Annotated in this window: 16 protein-coding genes; 15 read left to right on the forward strand and 1 reads right to left on the reverse strand. The window is 49.9% G+C overall.

Features of this window, described 5'->3' with window-relative positions:
* Positions 1–32: 32 nt before the first annotated feature.
* The 12 genes from EBB54_RS27685 (at position 33) to EBB54_RS27740 (ending at position 14667) form a co-directional block, all read left to right on the forward strand.
* Positions 33–935: an ABC transporter ATP-binding protein gene (locus EBB54_RS27685; protein ID WP_125129887.1), complete on the forward strand. Its 903-nt coding sequence runs from the start codon at positions 33–35 to the stop codon at positions 933–935.
* Entirely contained in the window at positions 910–2916 is a 2007-nt protein-coding gene (locus EBB54_RS27690; RefSeq protein ID WP_125129889.1) for a DUF6449 domain-containing protein, read from the forward strand. The genes EBB54_RS27685 and EBB54_RS27690 overlap by 26 nt, the downstream gene beginning before the upstream one ends.
* A 10-nt stretch (positions 2917–2926) precedes the next feature.
* Positions 2927–3715 carry a copper homeostasis protein CutC gene (locus EBB54_RS27695; RefSeq protein ID WP_125129890.1) on the forward strand — a complete coding sequence of 263 codons (789 nt, stop codon included), beginning with the start codon at positions 2927–2929 and terminating at the stop codon, positions 3713–3715.
* A gap of 73 nt (positions 3716–3788) precedes the next feature.
* Positions 3789–4565 carry a LytR/AlgR family response regulator transcription factor gene (locus EBB54_RS27700; RefSeq protein ID WP_125129892.1) on the forward strand — a complete coding sequence of 259 codons (777 nt, stop codon included), beginning with the start codon at positions 3789–3791 and terminating at the stop codon, positions 4563–4565.
* A complete protein-coding gene (locus EBB54_RS27705; RefSeq protein ID WP_125129894.1) occupies positions 4562–6070 on the forward strand; it encodes an ATP-binding protein in 1509 nt (502 codons plus the stop codon). The genes EBB54_RS27700 and EBB54_RS27705 overlap by 4 nt, the downstream gene beginning before the upstream one ends.
* Positions 6071–6205: 135 nt before the next feature.
* A complete protein-coding gene (locus tag EBB54_RS27710) occupies positions 6206–6895 on the forward strand; it encodes a response regulator transcription factor (RefSeq protein WP_125129896.1) in 690 nt (229 codons plus the stop codon).
* Between the two features lie 10 nt (positions 6896–6905).
* A complete protein-coding gene (locus tag EBB54_RS27715; RefSeq protein WP_125129898.1) occupies positions 6906–7862 on the forward strand; it encodes a sensor histidine kinase in 957 nt (318 codons plus the stop codon).
* A gap of 127 nt (positions 7863–7989) precedes the next feature.
* The gene (locus tag EBB54_RS27720; protein WP_125129900.1) at positions 7990–10578 is read left to right on the forward strand and encodes an FtsX-like permease family protein; all 2589 of its coding nucleotides are present in this window, start codon (positions 7990–7992) and stop codon (positions 10576–10578) included.
* A gap of 34 nt (positions 10579–10612) precedes the next feature.
* Complete coding sequence (locus tag EBB54_RS27725) at positions 10613–11281, forward strand: ABC transporter ATP-binding protein (protein ID WP_125129902.1); 669 nt, start codon at positions 10613–10615, stop codon at positions 11279–11281.
* A 227-nt stretch (positions 11282–11508) separates the two neighbouring features.
* Positions 11509–11685, forward strand: coding sequence for a hypothetical protein (locus tag EBB54_RS31510; RefSeq protein WP_243127842.1), 177 nt, complete (start codon positions 11509–11511; stop codon positions 11683–11685).
* A 324-nt stretch (positions 11686–12009) separates the two neighbouring features.
* A complete protein-coding gene (locus EBB54_RS27735; RefSeq protein ID WP_125129904.1) occupies positions 12010–12909 on the forward strand; it encodes an RpnC/YadD family protein in 900 nt (299 codons plus the stop codon).
* A 339-nt stretch (positions 12910–13248) separates the two neighbouring features.
* A complete protein-coding gene (locus tag EBB54_RS27740) occupies positions 13249–14667 on the forward strand; it encodes an MFS transporter (protein ID WP_125129906.1) in 1419 nt (472 codons plus the stop codon).
* Positions 14668–14692: 25 nt separating this feature from the next.
* Here the strand turns inward: EBB54_RS27740 and EBB54_RS27745 are convergent, their stop codons facing one another.
* Positions 14693–15883, reverse strand: coding sequence for a helix-turn-helix domain-containing protein (locus EBB54_RS27745; protein ID WP_125129908.1), 1191 nt, complete (start codon positions 15881–15883; stop codon positions 14693–14695).
* A gap of 116 nt (positions 15884–15999) precedes the next feature.
* On the opposite strand from EBB54_RS27745, the gene EBB54_RS27750 reads away from it, so the two are divergent.
* From EBB54_RS27750 to EBB54_RS27760, 3 genes are read left to right on the forward strand one after another with little or no spacing between them, the layout of a single operon-like run.
* The gene (locus EBB54_RS27750; RefSeq protein ID WP_125129910.1) at positions 16000–18483 is read left to right on the forward strand and encodes a glycoside hydrolase family 3 N-terminal domain-containing protein; all 2484 of its coding nucleotides are present in this window, start codon (positions 16000–16002) and stop codon (positions 18481–18483) included.
* Between the two features lie 14 nt (positions 18484–18497).
* Positions 18498–20300, forward strand: a complete 1803-nt coding sequence (locus tag EBB54_RS27755; protein WP_125129912.1) for a family 43 glycosylhydrolase — start codon at positions 18498–18500, stop codon at positions 20298–20300.
* Positions 20301–20339: 39 nt separating this feature from the next.
* Positions 20340–22859 (forward strand): glycoside hydrolase family 2 protein, encoded by a 2520-nt coding sequence (locus EBB54_RS27760; protein WP_125129914.1) that lies wholly within the window; start codon positions 20340–20342, stop codon positions 22857–22859.
* Positions 22860–22876 lie beyond the last annotated feature (17 nt).

The following is a 22876-nucleotide window of genomic DNA, read 5'->3' on the forward strand; positions in this document are numbered from 1 at the left end:
CTTTACCAAAAGAGAAGAAGGTGGACGATCCCATGATCACAATCAGCAACCTGACAAAATATTTCGACGAGATCTGCGCAGTGAACCAGGTGTCCATGGAGATTCCGGACGGCTCCATGTTCGGACTGCTGGGTACGAACGGGGCGGGCAAGACCACGCTTCTGCGGATGCTGGCCGGCATTCTGGAGGCGGATTCCGGAGAAATCCGGATTGACGGGGAGGAGGATTCCTTTTCGCCGCAGTGCCGGGAAAAAATCTTTTATCTGCCCGACGATCCGTACTATTTCCCAAACGCGTCGATCCAGGTGATGCTGGATTTTTACAAAAAACAATATCCGGAGCTGGAAATGGATGCGGCCGTTTACATGGCCCAGTCCCTGAACCTGGATCAAAACCGCCCCATCCGCACATTTTCAAAAGGAATGAAACGGCAGGCGTTTCTCATCCTTGCGCTGTGCTCGCAGACAAAATACCTGTTCTGCGACGAGGTGTTTGACGGCCTGGATCCCATTGCTGCGGAGATTATGAAAAATCTGTTCCGCCAGGAAATGAAGTCCCGCGATTTCACAATTCTCGTGGCCTCCCACAAGCTTCGGGATCTGGAGGACATCTGCGGAAATATCGCCATTCTCCACAAGGGCGGCGTGGTGACTGCCGGTGACTTCAAGAACCGGGCGGAGCATGTCCGCAAATTCCAGTGCGTGTTCCCGACAGAAGCCGACCTGGACAGCCTGAGAAACCATCCGGCGGTGCTGCGTTTCCATGAGGACGCCCGGTTTATCACGCTGATCACGGGGGGAAATCCCGGGGAGGTCAGAAAGGCGCTGGAAGAGCAGAACCCGATTTTTCTGGGGGAGGTTCCGCTGAGCCTTGAGGAAACGTTTATTGCGGAAATGGAGGGCGCAGGCTATGACATCAGAAAAGTACTTCAGTAAATGGGTCAGGGAAGCAGGGCGGGGGCATCTTACGGCGCTGCTGGCCTGGGGAAGCCTGCTGCTCTATGGGATCATCACCGCGGCGCAGCTGAGGTTTAAGTCGGACTATTTCTTTTTCGGCATGGGCAGCGGGGAACTGCTGCGGATCTGCGCGGGACTCGGCGCGGTTATTTCCTTTCTGGAGTTTTTTTACCTCCTGCAGCCCAAAAAACTGGATTTCTATTACAGCCTTCCGGTGAGGAAAAGCACCGTATTCTGGAGCAGGTATGTACACGGGCTGATGCATGTTTTCATTCCGCTGTGCCTGGTGATTACGGCCTGCGGACTGTATGAAAGCAGTTTTGATATAGACTTTCTTCCCTGTGCGGCCGGTTACACGGGGCGCAGCATCCTGACCTTTGCCGGGGTATTTCTGATCTTTTATCATGTGGGGATTTTGCTGCTCACCGTCTGCGGAAATGTCCTTCCGGCAGTTCTTGGGTATGTCCTCTGCCTGTTCTACGGCCATATCCTGGTGGGATATGCATTGACCCCATGGGCGGCAAATTATTTCCGCACATATTACAGGATTCCGACATTTGAAAAACTGGATATTATGCTGGCGCCCTTTTCACTGGCTCGGGAGCTGACGGGGAGCAATCTGTTCGACAAGTTCGAGGTCTTTGCGTATGTGCCCTCCGGGTCTGTCATTCTGGCGGCTTCGGAATGGATCATTCTTCCGCTTCTCCTGTTTGCGGCAGCCCAGAAAAAGAGGAAGACGGAACGGGTTGGGAAGCTGTTTGCCATACCGCTGGCGGAACGGGCGGCGGAATGCCTGCTTACCTTTTTGGCCGGAGTGTGGAGCGGAATTTTTTTGACGGAGCTGACCGGGCTTACAGATCGGTCGCCCGGGGCAGCAGGCGCGGCGGGGATTGCGGCGGGGATCGCAGCGGTAGCGGCGGTGCATTTCCTGCTGGAGCTGGGCGCAGGATGCGGGATCGGACAGAAGCCGGGCTTCCTGCGCGGAGGAATTTTCCGCCGGAAATGGCAGCTTGCCGCAGAGTGCGCCGCGGTCGTGTTCACAGGCATGGCATTTCTGGCAGGTGCGTCCGCCTTTGATTCATATTTGCCGAAGGAAGGACAGGTCGAGAAGATCGGCGTCAGCATCGACGGCATCGGCATGAGCAATGAGAGCTACAGGCAAATCCGCATGGGCGGGGAGAGATACGAAACGGTTCTTCAGTTGGAGCGGTATCTGCTTGCGGACGAAGGAAAAACCGCGGCTGCGGCCTGGATCAAGTCACTGGCTGAGAAGAACCGCCTGACGGAAATGCCTTCCACCCATGCGGTCATATGTTTCCATATGAAAAACGGAGGTGAAATCTACCGTCTGTATCCGGTATACGAAGAGGAACTGGCGGCATTTGCCGCGGTGTACGAGACAGAGGAGTACAAAAGGGCGGCATACCCCGTGGCTGACAATGAATTTGCAGGGGACGCGCGTTTTTCCTGGACGGACGGGGTGACGGAAAACTTGATGAAGCTGGAAAAACACGAGAAAGAAGCTCTTCTGGATGCCTGCCGGGAGGACATCAGCGACATGAAAATGGACAGTCTCAAAGAAACGCTTTTGCTTGGAACCGTGGAAATCGACTCGGACCGGGCGATGCTTCCGGGCAGCATTCCGGTCTATCCATGCTTTACCCGGACATGCAGCCTGCTGGAACAGTACGGAGCGCCGATTGACCGGACGTTGGCGGATTATTTCGTGCGCTCGGTCAGCGTAAGCACAGAAAAGGAAAATGTCTGGGGAAAACGGAGTTCGGAATATGTGGACGATCCGGAGGAGGTCGAACAGTGGAAGCAGAAGGCGGTGCCGAAAAGCTTTGATCTGCAGCCGCTCTTTTACCCGCTGGATTATTCGAAGGAAATCCAGGCAGAAGTGGAGGACGAAACGACAAATTCGATCATACATGTGAATTGTTATTCACGGGAGGAGTGAACAGGAAAAAATGAGGACAAGATTAGAAGTATGTATTGATTCTGTGGAATCCGCGATGATCGCGCAGGAGGGCGGCGCGGACCGTCTGGAGATCTGCTCCAACCTGGTGATTGGAGGAACCACGCCTGGGGTGAGCCAGTTTAAACAGATCCGCAAGGTCTGCGATATCGATCTGAATGTATTGATCCGCCCGCGGTTTGGAGATTTTTTGTATACGGACGCGGAATTTCAGATGATCGCGGAAGATATCCGGCTGTTTCGGGAGCTGGGGGCGGACGGCGTGGTTGTCGGCTGCCTGAAAGCGGACGGAAGCCTGGACTCAGAACGGATGAAATTTCTCCGGGAACAGGCCGGCCCGATGCAAATGACCCTGCACCGGGCATTTGACGTGTGCCGGGACCCCTACCAGACACTGGAAGAAGCGGTGTCGCTGGGAATCGACACCATCCTGACCTCCGGCCAGGCGCCGGACTGCATCAACGGGAAAGCGGTTTTGAAAAAACTGCTCATCCAGGCGGACGGACGAATCGAGATCCTGGTGGGAAGCGGGGTCAATGCAGAGGTCATCCGGCAGTTGGCAGGAGAAATCCATGCCTCCAGTTTTCACATGTCCGGGAAAAAAATGATCAGCAGCGGTATGGAATACAGAAATCCGGAGGTGCATATGGGGCTTCCGGGAATCGGGGAGTTTGACATTTTCCGGACGGATCAGGAGGAGATTCGGAGGGCCAGGCTGGTATTAGAGCAGCAGATGAATCAAGACTTGATTGCGATACCAGAAGAAAGGGAATCGGATTGAATCGGATCTGCTGGGGGAGGATTTTAAATATGTGCAGATCCGTCTTGGCGGATCAGGAGAAGGAGGCTGCAATATGGTACGGATCGCAATATGCGACGACGAGCGGGACTCGGTAAAACTGCATGAGGAAATCACAAAGGAAACCCTTCAGAAATGCGGAATCGGCTGCGAGATCACGGTTTATACAAAGAGCAGCAACCTGCTGTGGGACATTACGGACGATCATTTTTTCTACGACCTGCTCCTGCTGGATATTGAAATGCCCGGGATCACCGGGATGGAGCTTCCCCAGAAGATCAAGCCATTTCTGCCGAATGTGAAGATTATTTTCATCACCTCGCATCTGGAATATGCGATTGATGCCTACGAGCTGTCCATCTTCCGCTATGTTCCCAAGGACAATCCCAGGGAGCGTCTATCCGCCGCCGTGGCCGATGCCGCCAGGATGATCGAGCTGGAGGCCGGGCAGGAATACATCATAAAGACCAGCCGCCGGATGGAAAAAATTCCGTATCGGGATATTTTTTACATTGAGCGGGACGGCGGAAAAAATTCCGTGATCTATACGCAGAAAAGTCAAGGATACGGCGGGGAGAATGAAACACTTTCGTCCGCTCCGGCAGGGATGGGGACGACAAAGGTGCGGAAGCCGCTGCAGCAGATCTATTCGGAGCTGGACGCGCCTGAGTTTTTGTTTATCGACCGCAGTTATATTGTCAACATCATCCAGATCATGAAAATAAGCGACGGAATGGCCGTCCTGAAAAACGGCGCAGAGCTTCCCATAAGCCGTGCGCATCTGCAGGAAGTAAAACAGGAGATCAACCGGTTTTGGGGGGCGCATATATGATGGAATGGTATCAGATCCTTTCATATTTTCTGACAAACGGGATTCGGGGATTTGCGGGGCTGTACCTGGTATGCGCTCTGCTTTTGGGACGGAAGGATGTCCCCAGGATGGGCGCGCTCTCAGCCGGAACGGCCGCAGTCATTACGGCGTTGCTGGTGTGCCCGGTTTCAGACGCCGGGGTCATCGGGGCGGAAATTCTGCTTCTGGCCGTCGGGGTGCGTATGCTTGTACCTCGGGATCAGATCCGCATGAGCCTGTTCATACTCTTCTTCTATGAAATTGCAGCGGCCCTCTGGGAATTTATCATATCCTGTGTCTTTGCCATTGCGTTCCGCGTGGGATATCTCGCAAGGCAGTGCGTCTCCCATCAGGCCATGGATGCCTTCTGGCCCTGCCTGACCGGACAGGAATCCGCGGGCGTGCCGGGGGGATATGCGGAATATCTGACCGGACAGGGCGGATTTTTGCTGCCGGAGGATCAGCTTTGGCTGCGTTTCCTGGACACCGGGGCGCCGGAGCATCTGCTGGCCGTCTGGACGGTCCGTCTGTTCATGCTGGTGTTCCTGGCGCTTCATCTGGCCGGAAACCGAACCTCTGAACGGTCTGCTTCGCGCCACTGCCGGGGGAGAGAAACGCGCGGTTCCGGCGGGGGAGACGTATTTCGCGGGGCATCGGTGATCGCGGTGGCGGGGATGATCTGCGTCGTGACCCTTGGCTCGCAGACGGTCATTTCCCTTCCCGAGGATGAACTGGGCATGTGGAATCTTTTCTCCGTAATCCTGATGTTTTCGGTTCTCATCTTTCAACTGAACCGCCATTATGAGGCGGAAAAGGAGATCGCCCGGCTGAAAGCGGAGCAGGCGGAGCTGCTGGACCGTGATTATCAAAGCCTGAACCGCCTGTATTCGGAACATGCCCGGTTGTTTCATGACCTGCACAACCATATAGAACTTCTGCACCGCCATCTGACCCGGGGAAATGTGGACGATGCCGTACAGTATCTGGAGGACCTTCGCGGCCCGGTCCGGGAGATCACGAGGGCTGTGTGGACTGGGGATGAGGCGGTCGATTATCTGATCGGAAATAAGGCTGCCGACGCGGAAGAACAGCAGATCGCCGCAGAGGTCAGCATGGAATTTCCGCGGCACACCAACATCCGCAGCGCCGATCTGACCGCAATCCTGGGAAATCTGCTGGACAATGCCCTGGAGGCGGCAAAGCAGGCCGAAGGAAACCTGCGTTTTATCCATCTCACGGTTCGCCGGATCAACGACATGCTCGTGATCAAGGTGGAAAACGGCTGCAATACCGCCCCTGTCTCAAAGGACGGCCAACTGCTTACCACGAAAACCGATGGCGGACTGCATGGCTGGGGGCTGAAAAGTGTTCGGGCCGCCGCGGAGAAATATGATGGGATCGTGGAAACCGGATACGTGGAAAATGTGTTCCGGGCGGTCGTTACGCTGTCTTTTGAGGCGGTCAATACGGGACAGATGAAGGAATAAGGGGCTGTCGGTACAGCCTCTTCTAAATACCGTCGTATGCAGAAAAGCAGCCGGCGGTAAATAGCAAGCCGAGAAAAGCAGCCGGCGGCAGGTTTTCAGTATAGAGGGATCGTATTTACGAATGGGGGGATTTTCATGGAAGAATGTCGTATTTTAATCGTAGAGGATGATGAACCGGTAGCCAGAGGATTAACAGATATTTTAAGCGGGAGCGGCTATCAGACGGAGTGGTGCGCACAGCCTGAGAAGGTTTTGGAGATTCTGAAAAAGCAGCGGCTGGAGCTGATCATACTGGATGTGAACCTGGGGGAGGAGAACGGATACGACCTGTGTAAGAAAATCCGGGGGCTTTCCGATATCCCGGTCCTGTTCCTTACCGCATATAAAAGCGAGATGGACGTGGTGCGGGGCTTTAAAGTGGGAGGCGACGACTATATCACAAAACCCTTCCGTATGCAGGAACTGATTGTCCGGGTACAGGCGCTTTTGCGGCGCGGAAAACGGTTTGACGGGCTGCGGCTTTTCTGCGGGGAACTGACTTACGACATAGGAAAGCATCAGGTCTATCGGAATCAGTCCGCGCTGGAGCTTACCCCGATCGAATTGCAATTAGTGCAAAATCTTCTCATGGGCTGGCCGTATACACTGAGCCGGGATAAGCTTTTTTATGAGGTCTGGGATAAGGATGCGTCCTTCGTAGATGAGAATACCCTAAGAGTCAACATCAGCCGGCTGAGAGACAAGCTGGGGACTTTTCAGGGGGACGATTACATAGAAACCGTGCGGGGAATCGGCTACCGCTGGGCAATACATGTACAGAAATGAGAGTGGGAAGATGGAAGAGAAAATGATAGCCCTGGCAGGATTTATAATCATATCAGGGCTTTTTGTGTTGGAAAGGTACAGGCGTTACGCGCTGGAGAAAAAAATCGACCGGCTGGTACAGGAACTGGATTGCTTTTTATTAAGAGGGGAAAACAATCTGGAGGAAACGCTAAAAGAGGGAAGGGTGGAGAATCTGAGAAATGAGCTGGCGGCAGTGACGGCTCAGGCACAGCACCAGATTCAGCACCGGGAAGCGCGGGAAAAGCGCCTGAATCAGTTTATGGAAAATATGGCCCATCAAATGAAAACAACGCTGACCGCCCTGCAGATCCGCATTGACCTGGCACAGTCCAAGGCATCCCTCTCTGATGTGCAGACAGAATTGGAGGAATGCCAGAGATGCATGGGAAGGCTTACCGGGGAAGTGGACCGGATTCTGGAATGCAGCCAGCTTGGGGAGCAAAAGATCAACATGTGGTTAGAACGCTGTGATGTGAGCCGGCTGATCCAGAACACCATCACCGTGCTGGAACCATTATGGAAGAAAAAGGGGGCCAGAATCGTATATGAATCCTCGGATATTTCCGGAATTTCTGAGATCTATCTTGACAGCTACTGGTTTTCACAGGCGTTTGAAAATGTTTTGAAAAATGCGGTTGAACATACCCCGCCCGGCTCTGCGGTCACCATTCAGGCCAGCGACCGCGTCCATAGCCTCGTGTTGGAAATCAAGGATGAAGGCCCTGGCATCGGGGAGGACGAGCTGCCCTATCTGTTTGAACGGTTTCACCGGGGATGCTATGGGAAGACAGGGTACGGGATCGGGCTGAGCATGGCGGCAGATATCCTAAAGGCGCACCACGGCAGCATACAGGCGGAAAACAGAAAAGACGGCGGGGCATGCTTCCGGCTGGAGGCGCCCATCCTGGAGGGCAGAAGACCTTACGAGCTGCAGAAAAATAACTGACATATCCGAAGATATATTCCGCGCAATCTGCATTCACTATTTTCCTGCAACCCTTACGAAATCGTAAGGGAAATTGTAAGAGAATCGTAAGGTTTGAGTGCTACAATAAAACCGGAGGTGAGAAAATATGCATAACTATTTATGTGATATTGCGCTGAAAGGTTTGAAGGGGAAGAAGAGGAGCAGTCTCTATCTGTTCCTGGTATGCTTTTTATCTGTCGCGTTTGCGGTAGTCAACGTCAGCATTACGGGGAGTCTGAACAAGACACGTGAGGAGCTGCGCTATGATACATACGGGGAATGGGATGCGGCCATTTACAGTCCGGAGCCGTTGTCTGTATCAAAGGATGAACACATTCAGGACTGCGGAACCGCCCAGGTATACGGAAAGCTCCTGGACGGCGGTGAAACCGTTCTTACGGGAATCGGAACCCTGGATGAATCCCTGCTTGCGATCGGGCGTATTGCTGTACAGAGCGGGAAGTTCCCCACAGAGGACGACGAGATTGCCATAGAGGCGGACATCTTAAGCAGCCTAGGATACGACTATGAGCTGGGACAGACCCTGACACTGCGGATTTTGAACAGAGAGGAAGAGGTGGTGGACAGGAAGTATACCCTTTGCGGCGTGCTCCGGGAGTATACGGATCTGTGGAGCACCGGGACGGAAAAAGTGACGCTGGCAGGGGCCTGTGTGACTGCGGATGCGGCAAAGGAGATCGGAGAGGTATGCTCCTACCAGTATTTTTTGTCTGCAGAGGGAGAAGAAGGCTATCCACTTTACAAGGAGCTGAAGGGAAGCTATGCGCATGTTGTGGAAAATACGGCTGCCAATGGGCAGATTGCGGAGGAAGAATATCATTACTTCAATCTTGTCCTGATTTTATTCACAACTCTGGTTGCTGTCATTGTCATCTATTCCATACAGATCAAGGAGCAGACGCGTTCCATCCGGCTGTTCCGTATTATCGGAGTAACAAAGAAGCAGCTCTCCCAGATCATTTTTTATGAAACCATGGTGATCTTGCTGCCGGCCGCAGCCGGAGGAGTTGCGGCTGGAAGCCTGGCTACCTGGGGATTGCTTCGGGTTCTGATGGAACAAAGCACAGGGGACTTTTATATCTCCATTCCCGCTGTGCTGATCGCAGGGATTTTGATGCTTTGGTTTGGGGCTGTTTTCGGCACCCGGTTTCTGATTTTCCATTATGCTCTGAGGGGACGCCTGTCCGCGCAGGAACGTTTTTTACTCCGGGCGGACAGAAGGCAGAGAAAACAGAAGCAGCTGGGATTGCTGATGCTTTCCTCAGCCAGTGTATTAGCGGTGCTTTTCTGCTATGGAGAATCATTGGCGCCTGTTTATATTGATGATACCTGGTCAAAAATGAGTTCCTATGGCATTACCAAGGGAGAACAGAACGACTATATCTCAGATGAATATATAAAGAACGTCAGGCGCTTTCCTGGAATCGAAGAGGTTGTAGCATGGCGGAATCTGGCGGTCACATTGGAATTTCCGGATATGGAGAAGAATCCGTTTCGTGCTCTGCTGGCACAAAATTTTTATGGGCCGCGGCCATGGGAAGGTGCAGAGGATTCATACGGAGAAAACATGTCAGCAGCCGGTTCGGAAGGGCTGTGGTGCTATGTCTATGGAGTAGCCGAGGACAATTGGGATTCATTTTTCCGGTATGTGGATGATGAGATTGACCGGGAGAAATTCAGGAACGGAGAAGTGGTTCTCCTTTACATTCCTTATAACCAGGAAACAGGTGTGGATCTGGCCGGAAGATTATATCAGGATTTTGGTGTGGAACCAGGGGATGTGATCACCGCGGTGAATTACGGATTGGGAGAACTGTCGGAGGACGGTACGGGGCAGGTATGGACGGAGGATGGGGCTAAGCCCTATGAGCCCTATGAAAAACTGACTGCGGTCAGCAGGGCGGAGGCGGAGGTCGCAGGGATCATTACAGCGGATTTATTTCAGGATCCTTATCTGATGATACCGGCAACCAATTATTATTCCATAATCGCCTCCGATGCATTTGCGAAAAGGCTGACAGAGACTGACAAGGATGGAATTCATCTGATTGACGGAAGCTGGAGCAACCAGGAATATGGGTATTCGCGTGCAAGTGTTTATACCGGAATGGATGCAGAATATCTCTCCACAGATTACCTGATGGCCAAGTCAGCGGCGGACAATCACCTGAATTTTGATAACAGCCGGGAACGGAATACAGCACTTCGCCAGGAGGCCATACAGTCCCTGCTCCATATCTGGATCTGCGGTATCGGTATCTTCCTGATCCTGATGCTGATCCAGCTGAATATCGAAACACTCCGCGGCCTGACTCAGAAGCGTTCCTTTGCTCTGCTGCAGGTCATAGGGATGTCCCGAAGGCGGCTCCGGGTACAGCTGGCGGCAAAAGGGCTTCTTATGAGTGTGTATTCCTGCCTGCTGGGGCATCTGGGATATGCCTTGTATTTTGTGATCAAGCACATCGGAACCTACCACAGGTATGTGGAGGAATTTGAGTATACAGACAGCTTTATCCAGTTGCTGAAATTACAATTGAATGAGTATTTGACTGTAGGCTGGAGCCTGCCGATGCATCTTGCGTTCTGCGCATTTGGCATGGCCTGTGTGTTCCTGCTGTTCTTCTGCACCCAAAACCGGGTATTGAAGGAAAATATCAGAGAAAGCCTGTCTTAAAGGAAATGCTGAAAATAAGAAGGAGGGAAATGGGATGGATACGATTTTAAAAACGGAAAACATCCGGAAGACCTATGAGTCGTCTTCTGTAAAAGTAAACGCATTGAACGGGATCGACCTGGAGTTTGCAAAGGGAAGGTTTTATTCCGTGATCGGGAGGAGCGGCTCCGGAAAATCGACCCTGCTGTATATATTGAGCGGGCTGGATCAGCCTACCGAAGGGAAGGTCTGCTTTGAGGGGAAGGATCTGTCGGAATACTCGGACGGAGAGATGGCCATTTTCCGGAGAAGGCATATGGGCTTTGTATTCCAGCAATATAATTTGATGGAGGAGTACAATGTGCTGGAAAATATCTGTATGCCGGTGAAGCTGGACCAACGGAAGCCGGACCCGGAGTTTTTGCATACGGTATTGGAAACCCTTGGACTGGAAGATAAGCAGAAGAAATATGCCTCAGAGCTGTCCGGCGGGGAGCAGCAGAGAGTGGCCATCGCCCGGTCCATTTTGTCAAAGCCGAAGATCATATTTGCGGACGAGCCAACCGGAAACCTGGATAAGAAGACTGCGCTGGAGACGCTGGAGCTTTTGATAGAAAGCGCGAAAAAATTCGGACAGACCTTGATCATGGTGACCCATGACCTTGAGGTGGCAAGGATGTCGGAGGTAGTTATAACGATTGAGGATGGAAGGGTAATCGGCTAAATAAGTATAATGAAGAAAAGAATCTTTGAAAGCTAACACATAATCAGCGGAAACTCGATCATACTTACACAGTGCTTCCAGATATTCAATGGGCATGGGGCGTATGCGATTGAAAGTAATGGCAGAAGAAATGAGGGATGAGGAAGTTACATTGGTTTTACTTGACACAGGCGGGAAAAACATAGATTTTGGTAGTTCATTTGATACAGGATCATAGCGAAAAGAAAATGTATAAGGCAAAACTGCATGACGGAGAGGTGGAAGTGATGATTCTTGCTCAGGAACAGAAAGCGGATCTGATAATTCTGGATGACAATGCAGCAAAAAAGACTAAGGAAATCGAAGAAGGAGGAAAGGTAGATCATAGATCGCTTTACAGAGTGCAGAGTTACCGCGGTTCATAATATGTGTCCGAAAGTTCACACACTGTCCGACGATTTGTATTGACATTTCCTGCCATCCGACTTAAACTTATTTTACGCGGAGAATGATTCAATATAGAGAAACCGTTCCTTTTCAAATATTATGCCCGGGGGATATCATAACCCAATCGGGACAACTTCTATTGTCTGGTTTTATCTTTCCTGCTATTCGGGAGATTTTCAAAACTACTATAGAGAAAAATAATAAAAAATTTTAGTAAAACCGCATTGTCCGCAAAGGCTATTTTTGATATAGTGATAGTAAAGAACGTTTCCCTATCTGGTTTTACGGAAAGGATCAATGATATGGGTACAGAAAAATTAAAACCGGCCCCGGAGGCTTTGAGGCCGGAACCACAGGAGGCGATCCAGCATGAAGACGCGGCCTTAAAGACAGCATTCCGGTATTTTTCGGATGTGCTGCTCCCATACTTTGGGATTCAGAAAAAGGCTGTGGATCTGGCAGCTACGGAACTGGTGCATTTGGATGTAAAAAAGTTTTATGAAGATTTTAATCTGGTCATGGAGGACAAATCCTGGGTGCATTTTGAATTTCAGAGCAAAAACGAAGGGCTGGAGGGTTTAAAGAGATTCCGCATCTACGAGGCTCTGGCCAGTTACCAGCATAAGGTTTCCGTTACTACGTATGTATTGTACTCCGGCAGAATCAAAAATCCGATGACGCAGTTTACAGAGGGCGTAAATACATTTAAAATTGTACCGGTCATTATGCGGAGATATGATGCGGACCAGATGATCGCGGATCTGAAAAGAAAGCAGGAATGTAAAGAGAAACTTACAAAAGAAGATATGGCTTTGCTGACGATTTGCCTTTTGATGGAAGGAAAAATGCCGCTAAAGGATCGGGTAAAAGCGGCGTACCAGATCACAAAGGAAGCTGCATCTGCCGGCCAGGAAGAATTAGATAAGGTTGAAACTGTATTATATGTTATGGCGGACAAATTTTTGGAGTCCGCGGAGATGGATGAATTGAGAGAGGTGATTGGAATGACACGGTTGGGACAGATGCTGGTAAATAGAGGAATTGAACAGGGAATCGAACAGGGAATAGAGCGGGGAAAATTGGAAATTGCCCAAAATCTGATCGGACTTCTGGATGACCATACTATTGCAGAAAGGACGGAACTTCCGCTGAAAACGGTACTGGAATTAAAAGAGAAAAAGGAATCAGAACCTATGGTGTAGTATAAATATGGTACTTGAAAGCCACGGACTTCTAAAAAGAGGTCTGTGGTTTTTCTTTTGGCAGGAGATACAGGAAATCTGTAGGCGGCGGATTTTCTTGTGTTTTTCAAAAGCAAAGAGATGAAAGAGAGGCAGACTGCTTAAAAACTGATTCTGGCATTCACGTGCAAGGAGCCTTTGATAACAAATTCTATCAATAAAAAAGTGCTAAAATTTACAAATCCATATAATATTTTACAATATTTCGTCTCCCTTTTTTCCTATAATATTCCTGAAAACACGGCAGCAAATATATACAGGCATGTAATATGAGCACTCGGAAGACAGGAGGAGCATGCTATGGGCAGAAAACCATTGGGAAAAGATAAATACGGCGTTCAAAAGGTCATGCATCTAAAGGATTACTTTGGGGACGCAATGGGGCAGTTTGCACTAAATGCAATGTCAACACTGGCAGGACAGCTTACTTATTTTTATACGGATAAGATTGGAATGGCTGCCGGGGCTGTTGCTATGATGTTTCTGATCTGCAAAATAATAGACGCATTTACGGGATTGGTCATGGGAAATATCGTGGATCATACAAAACCGGGAAAGGAAAGATATCGTCCATGGATCTTGAAAGCCGGGATTCCGGGAGGGATCATGGTGGTTCTGATGTTTACCGTGCCAAAGACAGGAAATACAGTTGAACTCGTCTATGCCATGATTACAAATATTCTCCTGACAGCCGTATTTTATACTGCAATGGCAATCCCATACAGTGCACTCATGACAGTCCGTACAAACAGCCAGGAAGAACGGAGCATTATGGGAACGTGGAGGACAGCCGCCGGATACATTGCAGGTTCCATTTTTGTAATCGGAATTATTCCGATCACAAACGCACTGGGCGGAAATCAGAGCGCATGGATCAAGTTTGGATTTGTAATTGGAATTTTGGTCATTCTTGCTTCTGCCATCGCATATGCAACAAGCCGCGAAACGGCAACGGAGTCAGGAACGGCTGTGGAAGTGACAGAGCAAACGGAAGAAGAAGTGGTCCCTTTTCTGGAAGCAATTGGGAAACTCTTTCATAATAAATACTGGGTAATTGTTCTGGTAATGAATCTGACGGCGTCTGTTATTTATGGAGTTGTGGCCGGGTCCGGTGCTTATTATTGTAAATGGATTTTTGGAAATGACAATCTGGTCGGAATCCTGGGTGCAATCGGAATGATACCTACCGTGTTGGGATTTATACTGGTTGGACCAATGATTAAGAAGCTGGGTGTTGTAAAAACATTGCTGCCGAGTTTTGGATTAGGAATCGGCGCAAATATCCTGCTTCTTTTTACCAGAGAAAGTTTTTTCTGCTATGCGTTATTTGGAAGTATCACAACCTTTGCGACCATCCCTGTGATGTGTCTGACCGGTGTGATGACTGCAATGAGTATTGATTACAACGAATATAAATATGGAGTGAAAATGGTAGCGACTTCAAACAGTGCATCAGGCTTTGGCGGAAAGCTGGGGAGCGGGATTGGTACATCCCTGATCGGCTGGCTTCTTGCTGCCGTAGGGTATGATTCAACACTTGCGGCAGCGACAGAAGCCACCAAAACGGCGATTTATGGATTTGCGATTGTGATACCATTTGTTTTGTTTATATTTTTGTGCATCCTTGTCAGTAAATTTGATCTTGAAAAGTTACTCCCCGGAATGAAAGCGGAAGCTGCAGCAAGGAAATCTGACATGGCAAAGGCTGTACGGCAGTAAACAGAGTACAAAAAAGGCAGTCAGACTATATTTTTGTCTGTTTCCTATACTGAAGAGGCGTCATGCCGTACTGCTTCTTGAATACATTTTGAAAATAGGACTGGCTGGAAAAGCAGAGATAACTGCTGATTTCTGCCAGGCTTTTCTGGCTGTAGGTCAGAAGACTTTTCGCTTCTTCCAGCTTGCAGCGCATAATATAAGCGCCCATGCGGATTCCCAGTTCCTCTTTGAAATGCTTCATCATATAGGAGCTGCTCCTGTTTACATAGGCGGAAGCATCTTCGATGGTGATCGCCTCATTCGTGTGCTCACGGATAAAGGACATGCATTTGTAGACGTCGGGTGAAATGCCCTCCGGAATATGGACTTCTCCGGCACGCTGGCAGAAGTCCAGAAGCATAATGTACATCAGCTGCCGGATTCGTTCAATCGTCTGAAGCTGTTCGCATTCCTGAATATAATAATCTATGAGCCGATACGTCTTTTCTATGTCTATCCCCCCGGGGATTGCCCCCATGATCCCTGCTTTTGTTACTGTGCCGATAAACAGATTCTTTTCATTGCGCAGGGGGGAGGATGCCAGTGTCCCTTCTTTCAGCTGGGGACGTGTGGCAGAGAGAAATTTCTTTAATTTATTGACGTCACCATCTCTGATGAGCTGGTATAATTCCTGTTCAAAATAATAGGTGTTGTGCTCCTTCTCCTCTTCCTGTGCTTCTGCCATTCGGTTCGTGTGCCTCTCTTTACGCGTCCAGGTAATCATGTCTTCCTCTGAGAAAAGCTGATCCAGATCTGCCGGTTTGCGGTTCAGGCACTGATATAAAAACGCAAGGTACTGGGCGAACTGTATTTGGCTGAGCCGCGGAATGGTATAAAGCATTTCAATGAACTGCTCCCGGTATTCAAGAGATACAGACGCCTCCTTTACTGTCTGGCGGATAATATCATCTGTGAGCGGCACGTTGAAAACCGGCCCTAAGACCAGGTTATATCCGGTATCTTCAATGAGAATCCGTCCATACTCAAGATCGGGAGAATCTCCGCAGAAGCAGGGATTGTTCTGCTCTATGGGGGGCAGGTCGCGGTAATACAAAAGCGGGATGTCCAGGATATCGTTTAAGGATGAGTAGACAGCCTGGTTGTCTTTCAGCAGGGTGGCTGGGATATTTGTTGCGGAATAGAAACTCTTGCAGAGAGCGATGTAATCCATGTCCATAAATCCGTCTCCTTCTTTCCTGTGATATATCCTTTATTCTACAATTATAAGAAGAATTTTGCAATATCTAAACCCTTTGTGATGCTATGATAACTCAAAAACCAGGAGGACATAGAATGAACAAAGAAAGTGAAAATCAACAGGACACTGTTTATACAGACATTTCGAAAAGCCCGGCAGAGAGGGCGGCGGCTCTTCTACAAGAATTGACGCTTGACGAGAAGATGGCGCAGCTCGGATGTATCTTTCCTTTTGGCGAAAATTATGATGATATGGAGCGGCAGGCGGCGGAGATGCCATACGGAATCGGTCAGGTCAGCACACTGGAGATGCGGAGGATACGCACGCTGGACGAGGCGGCTGCCTGGCAGAGAAAGATGCAGGAGACGGTGATGCGGCAAAGTCCCCATCGCATCCCGGCAATCTTTCATATGGAAGGATTATGTGGCGCATTTATTCAGGAAAGTACCAGTTTCCCCGCGGGAATCGCCCGGGGGTCTGGTTGGAATCCGGAACTGGAAGAAGAAATTGCCCGTGTGGTTGCCAGACAGGAAGCGGCCTGCGGAATCACCCATATTCTTGCGCCTGTGCTTGATATCTCCAGAGATTCCAGGATGGGCAGACAGGGAGAAACCTATGGGGAGGACCCGGCGCTTGCGTCAGCCCTTGGAGCAGCGTATACAAGAGGGATTCAGACCACGCAGACGGATGGAAGAAAACCGGAAAGCGTGGCCAAACATTTCCTGGGATTCCACAATTCTCAGGGTGGAATCCACGGAACCAACAGCGATACGCCGCCCCGGCTTTTAGAGGAAATTTACGGCAGGCCGTTTCAGGCGGCGATTGCCTGTTCCGGTTTGAAGGGAATCATGCCCTCTTATAATTCCATTGACGGAGAACCTGTGTCTGTCTCCAATCGTCTGCTGACAAAGCTTCTGCGGGAACGTATGGGATTTGAAGGTCTATGCGTCAGCGATTACGGCGGTATCAGCAATGCCCACGAAGTACAGCATATCGGAGAGAACATGGCAGAGGCAGGGCTTCTTGCCATGGAGGCAGGGATGGATATGGAGATGCCCAGGGCAGCAGGATACAGTGACGAACTGAAAGAGCGGTTTCGGACCGGGCAGGCGGATATGGAAATCCTGGATCATACTGTACGAAAAGTCCTAGAGGCGAAGTTCAGGATGGGGCTCTTTGAGCATCCGTTTGCCATGGAAGGAAGGGCGCTCCGCGAGGTCTTTGAAAATGAACAGGGTGTCCGGCTTTCCCTCAGGTCTGCAAGAGAGTCCATGATCCTTCTGAAAAATAACGGAGCGCTTCCTCTTTCCGGCGGAATCCGGAAACTGGCTTTGATCGGCCCACATGGAAACTGCGCCCGGAAATTTTTCGGAGGATATACGCATCTGTGTATGATGGAATCTGTCTACGCTGTGTCAAGTTCCATTGCAGGCGTGGAAGGGAGCCAGGAATCCGGCAGAATCGCAGGACAGGAGCTGCCGGACGGGGAGCCGGTGAGATACGTGCCGGGTACGAAGATCCAGTCCGATGAGGCGCGGTTGTTTGACGAGATCCTTCGTCTGCAGAAACCGGGATGCAGAAGCCTTCTGGATGAATTAAAGATACGGATGCCGGATACCGAAATCATTTATTCTTATGGTTATCCCGTGGCAGGCAGGGACGAGAGCGGATTTGAGGAAGCACTAAAGGCAGTACAGGACGCAGACGCAGTGATTCTGACTCTCGGCGGGAAACATGGTACCTGTTCCATGGCTTCTATGGGGGAAGGAATTGACGCAGCGGATATCAACCTGCCAAAATGTCAGGAGAAATTTATACGGGCGGCGGCAGAGTACGGAAAGCCTCTGATCGGAGTGCATTTTGACGGGAGACCCATTTCCAGTGACGCGGCAGATGAATGTCTGGACGCAATCCTGGAGGCATGGAGTCCGGCAGAGGCAGGAGCGCAGGCAGTGGCGGATGTTTTGCTGGGGGCATATAATCCGGGCGGGAAACTTCCGGTGTCCGTAGCTTACAGTGCCGGACAGATTCCGGTTTACTACAATCATCCAAACGGTTCTGCATGGCACCAGCAGGAGAGTATCGGATTTGTCAACTATGTGGATCTGCCCCATACGCCGCGATATTATTTCGGCCATGGGCTTTCTTACACCCGCTTTTCTTATACGCATTTGGAGATCTCAAAGGCAGAACTGGGTGCGGAAGAAGAATTGTACATTGGCTGTACCGTGGAAAATACCGGAGACCGGGAAGGCGACGAGGTAGTGCAGCTTTATCTAAGCGACCGCTTTGCAAGCATGACAAGACCAGCGAAAGAACTTGCCGGATTTAAACGGATTCATATTATGCCAGGGGAAAAGGTCCGGGTGAGATTCACAGTCCGGGCAGACCTGACGGCGTTCCTTGACAGGAGCATGCGGTGGAAAGTGGAAAGCGGAGACGTGGATGTGGAGATTGGAAGTTCCTCTGCGGACATCCGCTTAAAAGGAGAATACCGGATTACGGAAGACCGGTGGCTGTACGGTTCGGAAAGGGCTTTTTGTGCAGAGATCCAGACATATCATTTAAAAGACAGATAAAAAGGAGAATGAACATGAAATATTATTGCAATCCACTGAATGTAAATTATCGTTATCAGTTTAACTTGGAGCCGGATCGTCAGATCCCATCTGTTTCAAGGGAGGCGGCAGATCCAACGCTTTTGTATTATCAGGGAAAATATTATATATTTGCTTCTATGACATTGGGCGTGTGGGTATCCGAAGATCTGGTGACATGGGAGAACCATCGTCTGCCGGACAATCTTCCGCTCTATGATTATGCACCGGATGCGCGGGTGCTGGGGGACTATGTGTATTTCTGTGCTTCCAGAGCCAGCCAGAACTGTGATTTCTATCGGACGAAGGATGTACTCAACGGCCCTTACGAAAAAATTCCGGGGAGCTTTGCGTTCTGGGACCCCAATCTGTTTGCTGACGAAGACGGAAAAGTGTATTTTTACTGGGGATGCTCGAATGAAACACCCATCTGGGGAACAGAACTGGACCCTGAGACGATGCAGCCGGTGGGGGAAAAGAAAGTATTGATTACAGGAGATCCATATACCAGAGGATACGAACGCTTTGGAGAAAATCACTGCAAGATGCCTTGCTCAGAAGAAGAGATTGAAGTTCGCTACCAGGAATTTTTAAAGCAGGTCCATGCATCCGGGAAACAGATATCGGCGGAAATGGTTCCTGTCATTAAGGGGATATTTTCAGATAAGCCATATATCGAAGGCGCCTGGATGGACAAACATCATGGAAAATATTATCTCCAGTATGCCTGTCCCGGCGCGGAAATGAATGTCTATGCAGACGGCGTCTATGTCTCAGATCACCCGCTGGGACCATTTGAACCGGCAAAGAATAATCCATATTCCTATAAACCGGGCGGATTTATACCAGGAGCCGGACATGGCTCTACCATGACAGACGCCCAGCATAATCTGTGGCATACATCCACCATGAGAATCAGTATGAACCACAAATTTGAGCGGCGTGTAGGACTGTGGCCGGCAGGGTTGGATTCGGATGGGGAATTATTCTGCAACCAGAGATATGGCGACTGGCCCATCGCTGTGGAGGAAGGACAGATGGACCCGTGGCAAAATCCTCAATGGTATCTGTTAAGCTATGGGAAAAAAGCGACGGCTTCTTCCTGCCAGGAGGAAAAAACGCCGGATCTGGCCGTTGATGAAAATGTGCAGACATGGTGGCGGGCAGCCACGGCAGAAAAAGGAGAATGGTTACAGGTTGATCTGGGATCATGTAAGGGGGTTCACGGAGTTCAGATCAACTTTGCGGATGACCAGATTGACGTGCCGATTTCAGGAACGCTATCCGGCGAGCAGAGGAACCGCTATATTGAAGAAAAAGATGATGTGACGCGTTGGTTTTTAGAAGGCTCCAAAGACGGCGTGCACTATGAGATGATTGAGGATAAGTCGCAGGCAGATACCGATTTGCCCCATGATTTTATTGTGTTGGAAGAGGGGAAAGAGTTCCGCTATGTCAAACTGACAGTCCTGGAAGTGCCCTATCATCAGCCAGCATGTATATCCGGCCTGCGTATCTTCGGAAAAGGACACGGGGAAAAAGCACAGAAACCGGAATTTCAGGCTGTGCGGACGAGCGATTTGGATATGATGGTTACGATCCATCCGCAGGAAAATGTGGTTGGATACAATATCCTCTGGGGGACAGATCCGCAGAAGCTGTATCACAGTTATATGATCTTTGATACAAAGCAGAATATCGGCGCTTTGGTAAAAGGGGAAACATACTACGTGCGTGTGGACGCGTTCAATGAAAATGGAATTACGGAAGGGACAGTACAAAAAGCAGATAAACAATAAAACAGATAAACAATAAAACAGATTCAGAAAGGAGATCCAATGAAAAAACAGTTATTTCATACCGGGTGGACGATTTCGAGACAGCCGGGAAAATCCATGGTGGAGGCGATGATGTCTTCTGAGGAGGAGAAAGAGCCGATTGTTCTGCCATACGACGCAATGATCCACGAAGCGGTGGCAAAGGACACCAAAAATGCAGGACAGACCGGCTATTATCCGGGAAAGATGTACTATTATACGAAAGAATTTGAGGCGCCGCAGGATTGGGAAGACAAGCTGGTACAGTTGGAATTTGAAGGCTCTTACGGCAAAACACTGATCTATCTCAACGGAGATTATGTAGGAGAACAGAAATACGGATATACCAACTTTTATGTCACCTTAAACGACTCTCTGAACTATGGAGGAAACAATCATCTGGAGGTAGTCGTCAACAATGAACAGGAAAAAAATTCCAGGTGGTACAGCGGAAGCGGACTTTACAGAAATGTACAGATGTATGTGGCAAATGAAGTCTATGTTCCGGCAGACGGCGTGCGAATCCAGACACCGGAAGTTTCCGGGGATGAGGCGGTCGTAGATGTACAGATCGAGCTGAATAACCGGGGGCTGAAAAAACATGCTGTCAAAGTGGAGGTCACGATATCAAACCAAAACGGAGGGATGGAAGCAAAGCGTGTATGTCCGGTTACACTTTTTGCGGACGGAACAGAACACATCGAGCAGCGTCTGGTGATTCAGAATCCAAAGCTGTGGAGTGTGGAAGAACCCAATCTGTATCAATGCAAAATTCAAATTCTGGATGGAAATAAGGTCTGGGATGAAGCAGAGGATACGTTTGGAATCCGGACACTTCGTTTAAACCCATATTCCGGACTTTGCGTAAACGGAGAACCTGTAAAATTAAGAGGAGCCTGCATTCATCACGACCACGGCATCATCGGAGCCGCAGAGCTGAGGGATGCCGAAACGCGCAAGATCAAAAAGTTAAAAGAGGCGGGCTTTAACTGTATTCGAATGGCGCATCATCCTGCGGGAAAGACACTGCTGGAGGTCTGCGACCGTGAAGGAATGCTGGTGATGGACGAATTTTCCGACATGTGGACCCGCACAAAAAATGCCAACGATTTTGCCAATGATTTTCATGAAAACTGGGAACAGATCATAGAAGCCATGGTTGCCAAAGACTATAATCATCCAAGCGTCATCCTGTATGGGATGGGAAATGAAATTCAGGAGGCAGGAACAGCGAAAGGAGCGCAGACAGGACGGAAAATTCACCAGAAGATCAAGAGCCTGGATCCTGCAAGATATACCACAAACGCTGTAAATGGTATCTTTGCGTGCGGGGACCGGTTCATGGAAGTAGTCGGCCAATCCATGCAGCAGCTGGGGATTCCCATTCCGGACATGCAGCAGGCAGCACGAGACGGGCAGCAGAGCAGTGAACAGCAAAGCAGTGCGCAGGGCGGAAGCGACGCTCTTAATTCTATGATGAGCGTTATGGTCGGACCGCTTGCAGACGCCATTGCATTGCATCCGATCATGACAGAGATGACGGAAGAATTTATGGAGACAATGGATGTTGCAGGATATAACTATCTGACCGGAAGACATGCTAAGGAGCATGAACTTTATCCGCATCGTGTTGTTCTGGGAACAGAGACATTTCCCGGTGATATCGCGAATCTCTGGAAAACGGTACAGGAAAACACCCACGTGATCGGCGATATGACATGGACGGGCTACGATTATCTGGGAGAAGCAGGTATTGGAATTTTCCATTATGACGGTGGAGTGAACTTTCAGGCCATGTATCCGGAGCGGGCGGCTTATATTGGCGATCTGGACATTCTTGGAAACCGCAGGCCGATCAGCTACTATCGGGAAATAATATATGGATTGCGGAAAACACCCTATATCGGCGTGGAACGTGTGAACCGATATGGAAAAAACATCGGGCAGACACCGTGGATGTGGAAAGACAATATTGCAAGCTGGACCTGGAACGGATATGAAGGAAAAACGGCGGTCATAGACGTGCTGAGTGATGCCGATGAAGTGGAGTTATTCTTGAACGGCGTTTCCAAGGGAAGAAAAGCAGCCGGAAAAGCCAACGACTATATGGCTGTATTTCAAATCACATACGAACCCGGGGAATTAAAAGCCGTTGCAGTGCGGGATGGAAAAGCCTGTGAAAGTTTTGCTTTGAACACAGCAGGAAAGGCAGAAAAACTTTCCATTGACACAGACCGGACAACTATGGAAGCAAATGGGCAGGATCTTGCCTATGTCATGATCGGACTGCAGGATGAGGCCGGAAACCAAAACTTATGGGAAGAAAAGGAGATTGCGGTACAGATCGAGGGAGCCGGAAGCCTTGCCGGATTTGGAAGCGCAGAGCCATCCTGCGAAAGAAGCTATTTTGATACCGTATGTAAGACTTATGACGGTTATGTCATGGCTGTAATCCGCGCGGGACTGGAACTGGGAACCACCACCCTCACGGTATCAGCAGAAGGCTTGGAACCGTTAACGATCAGTATAGAGGAAATATAAAAAATACAGAAAAAGCA

This window comes from Schaedlerella arabinosiphila (assembly GCF_003885045.1).
In the GTDB taxonomy this organism is placed as follows: domain Bacteria; phylum Bacillota; class Clostridia; order Lachnospirales; family Lachnospiraceae; genus Schaedlerella; species Schaedlerella arabinosiphila.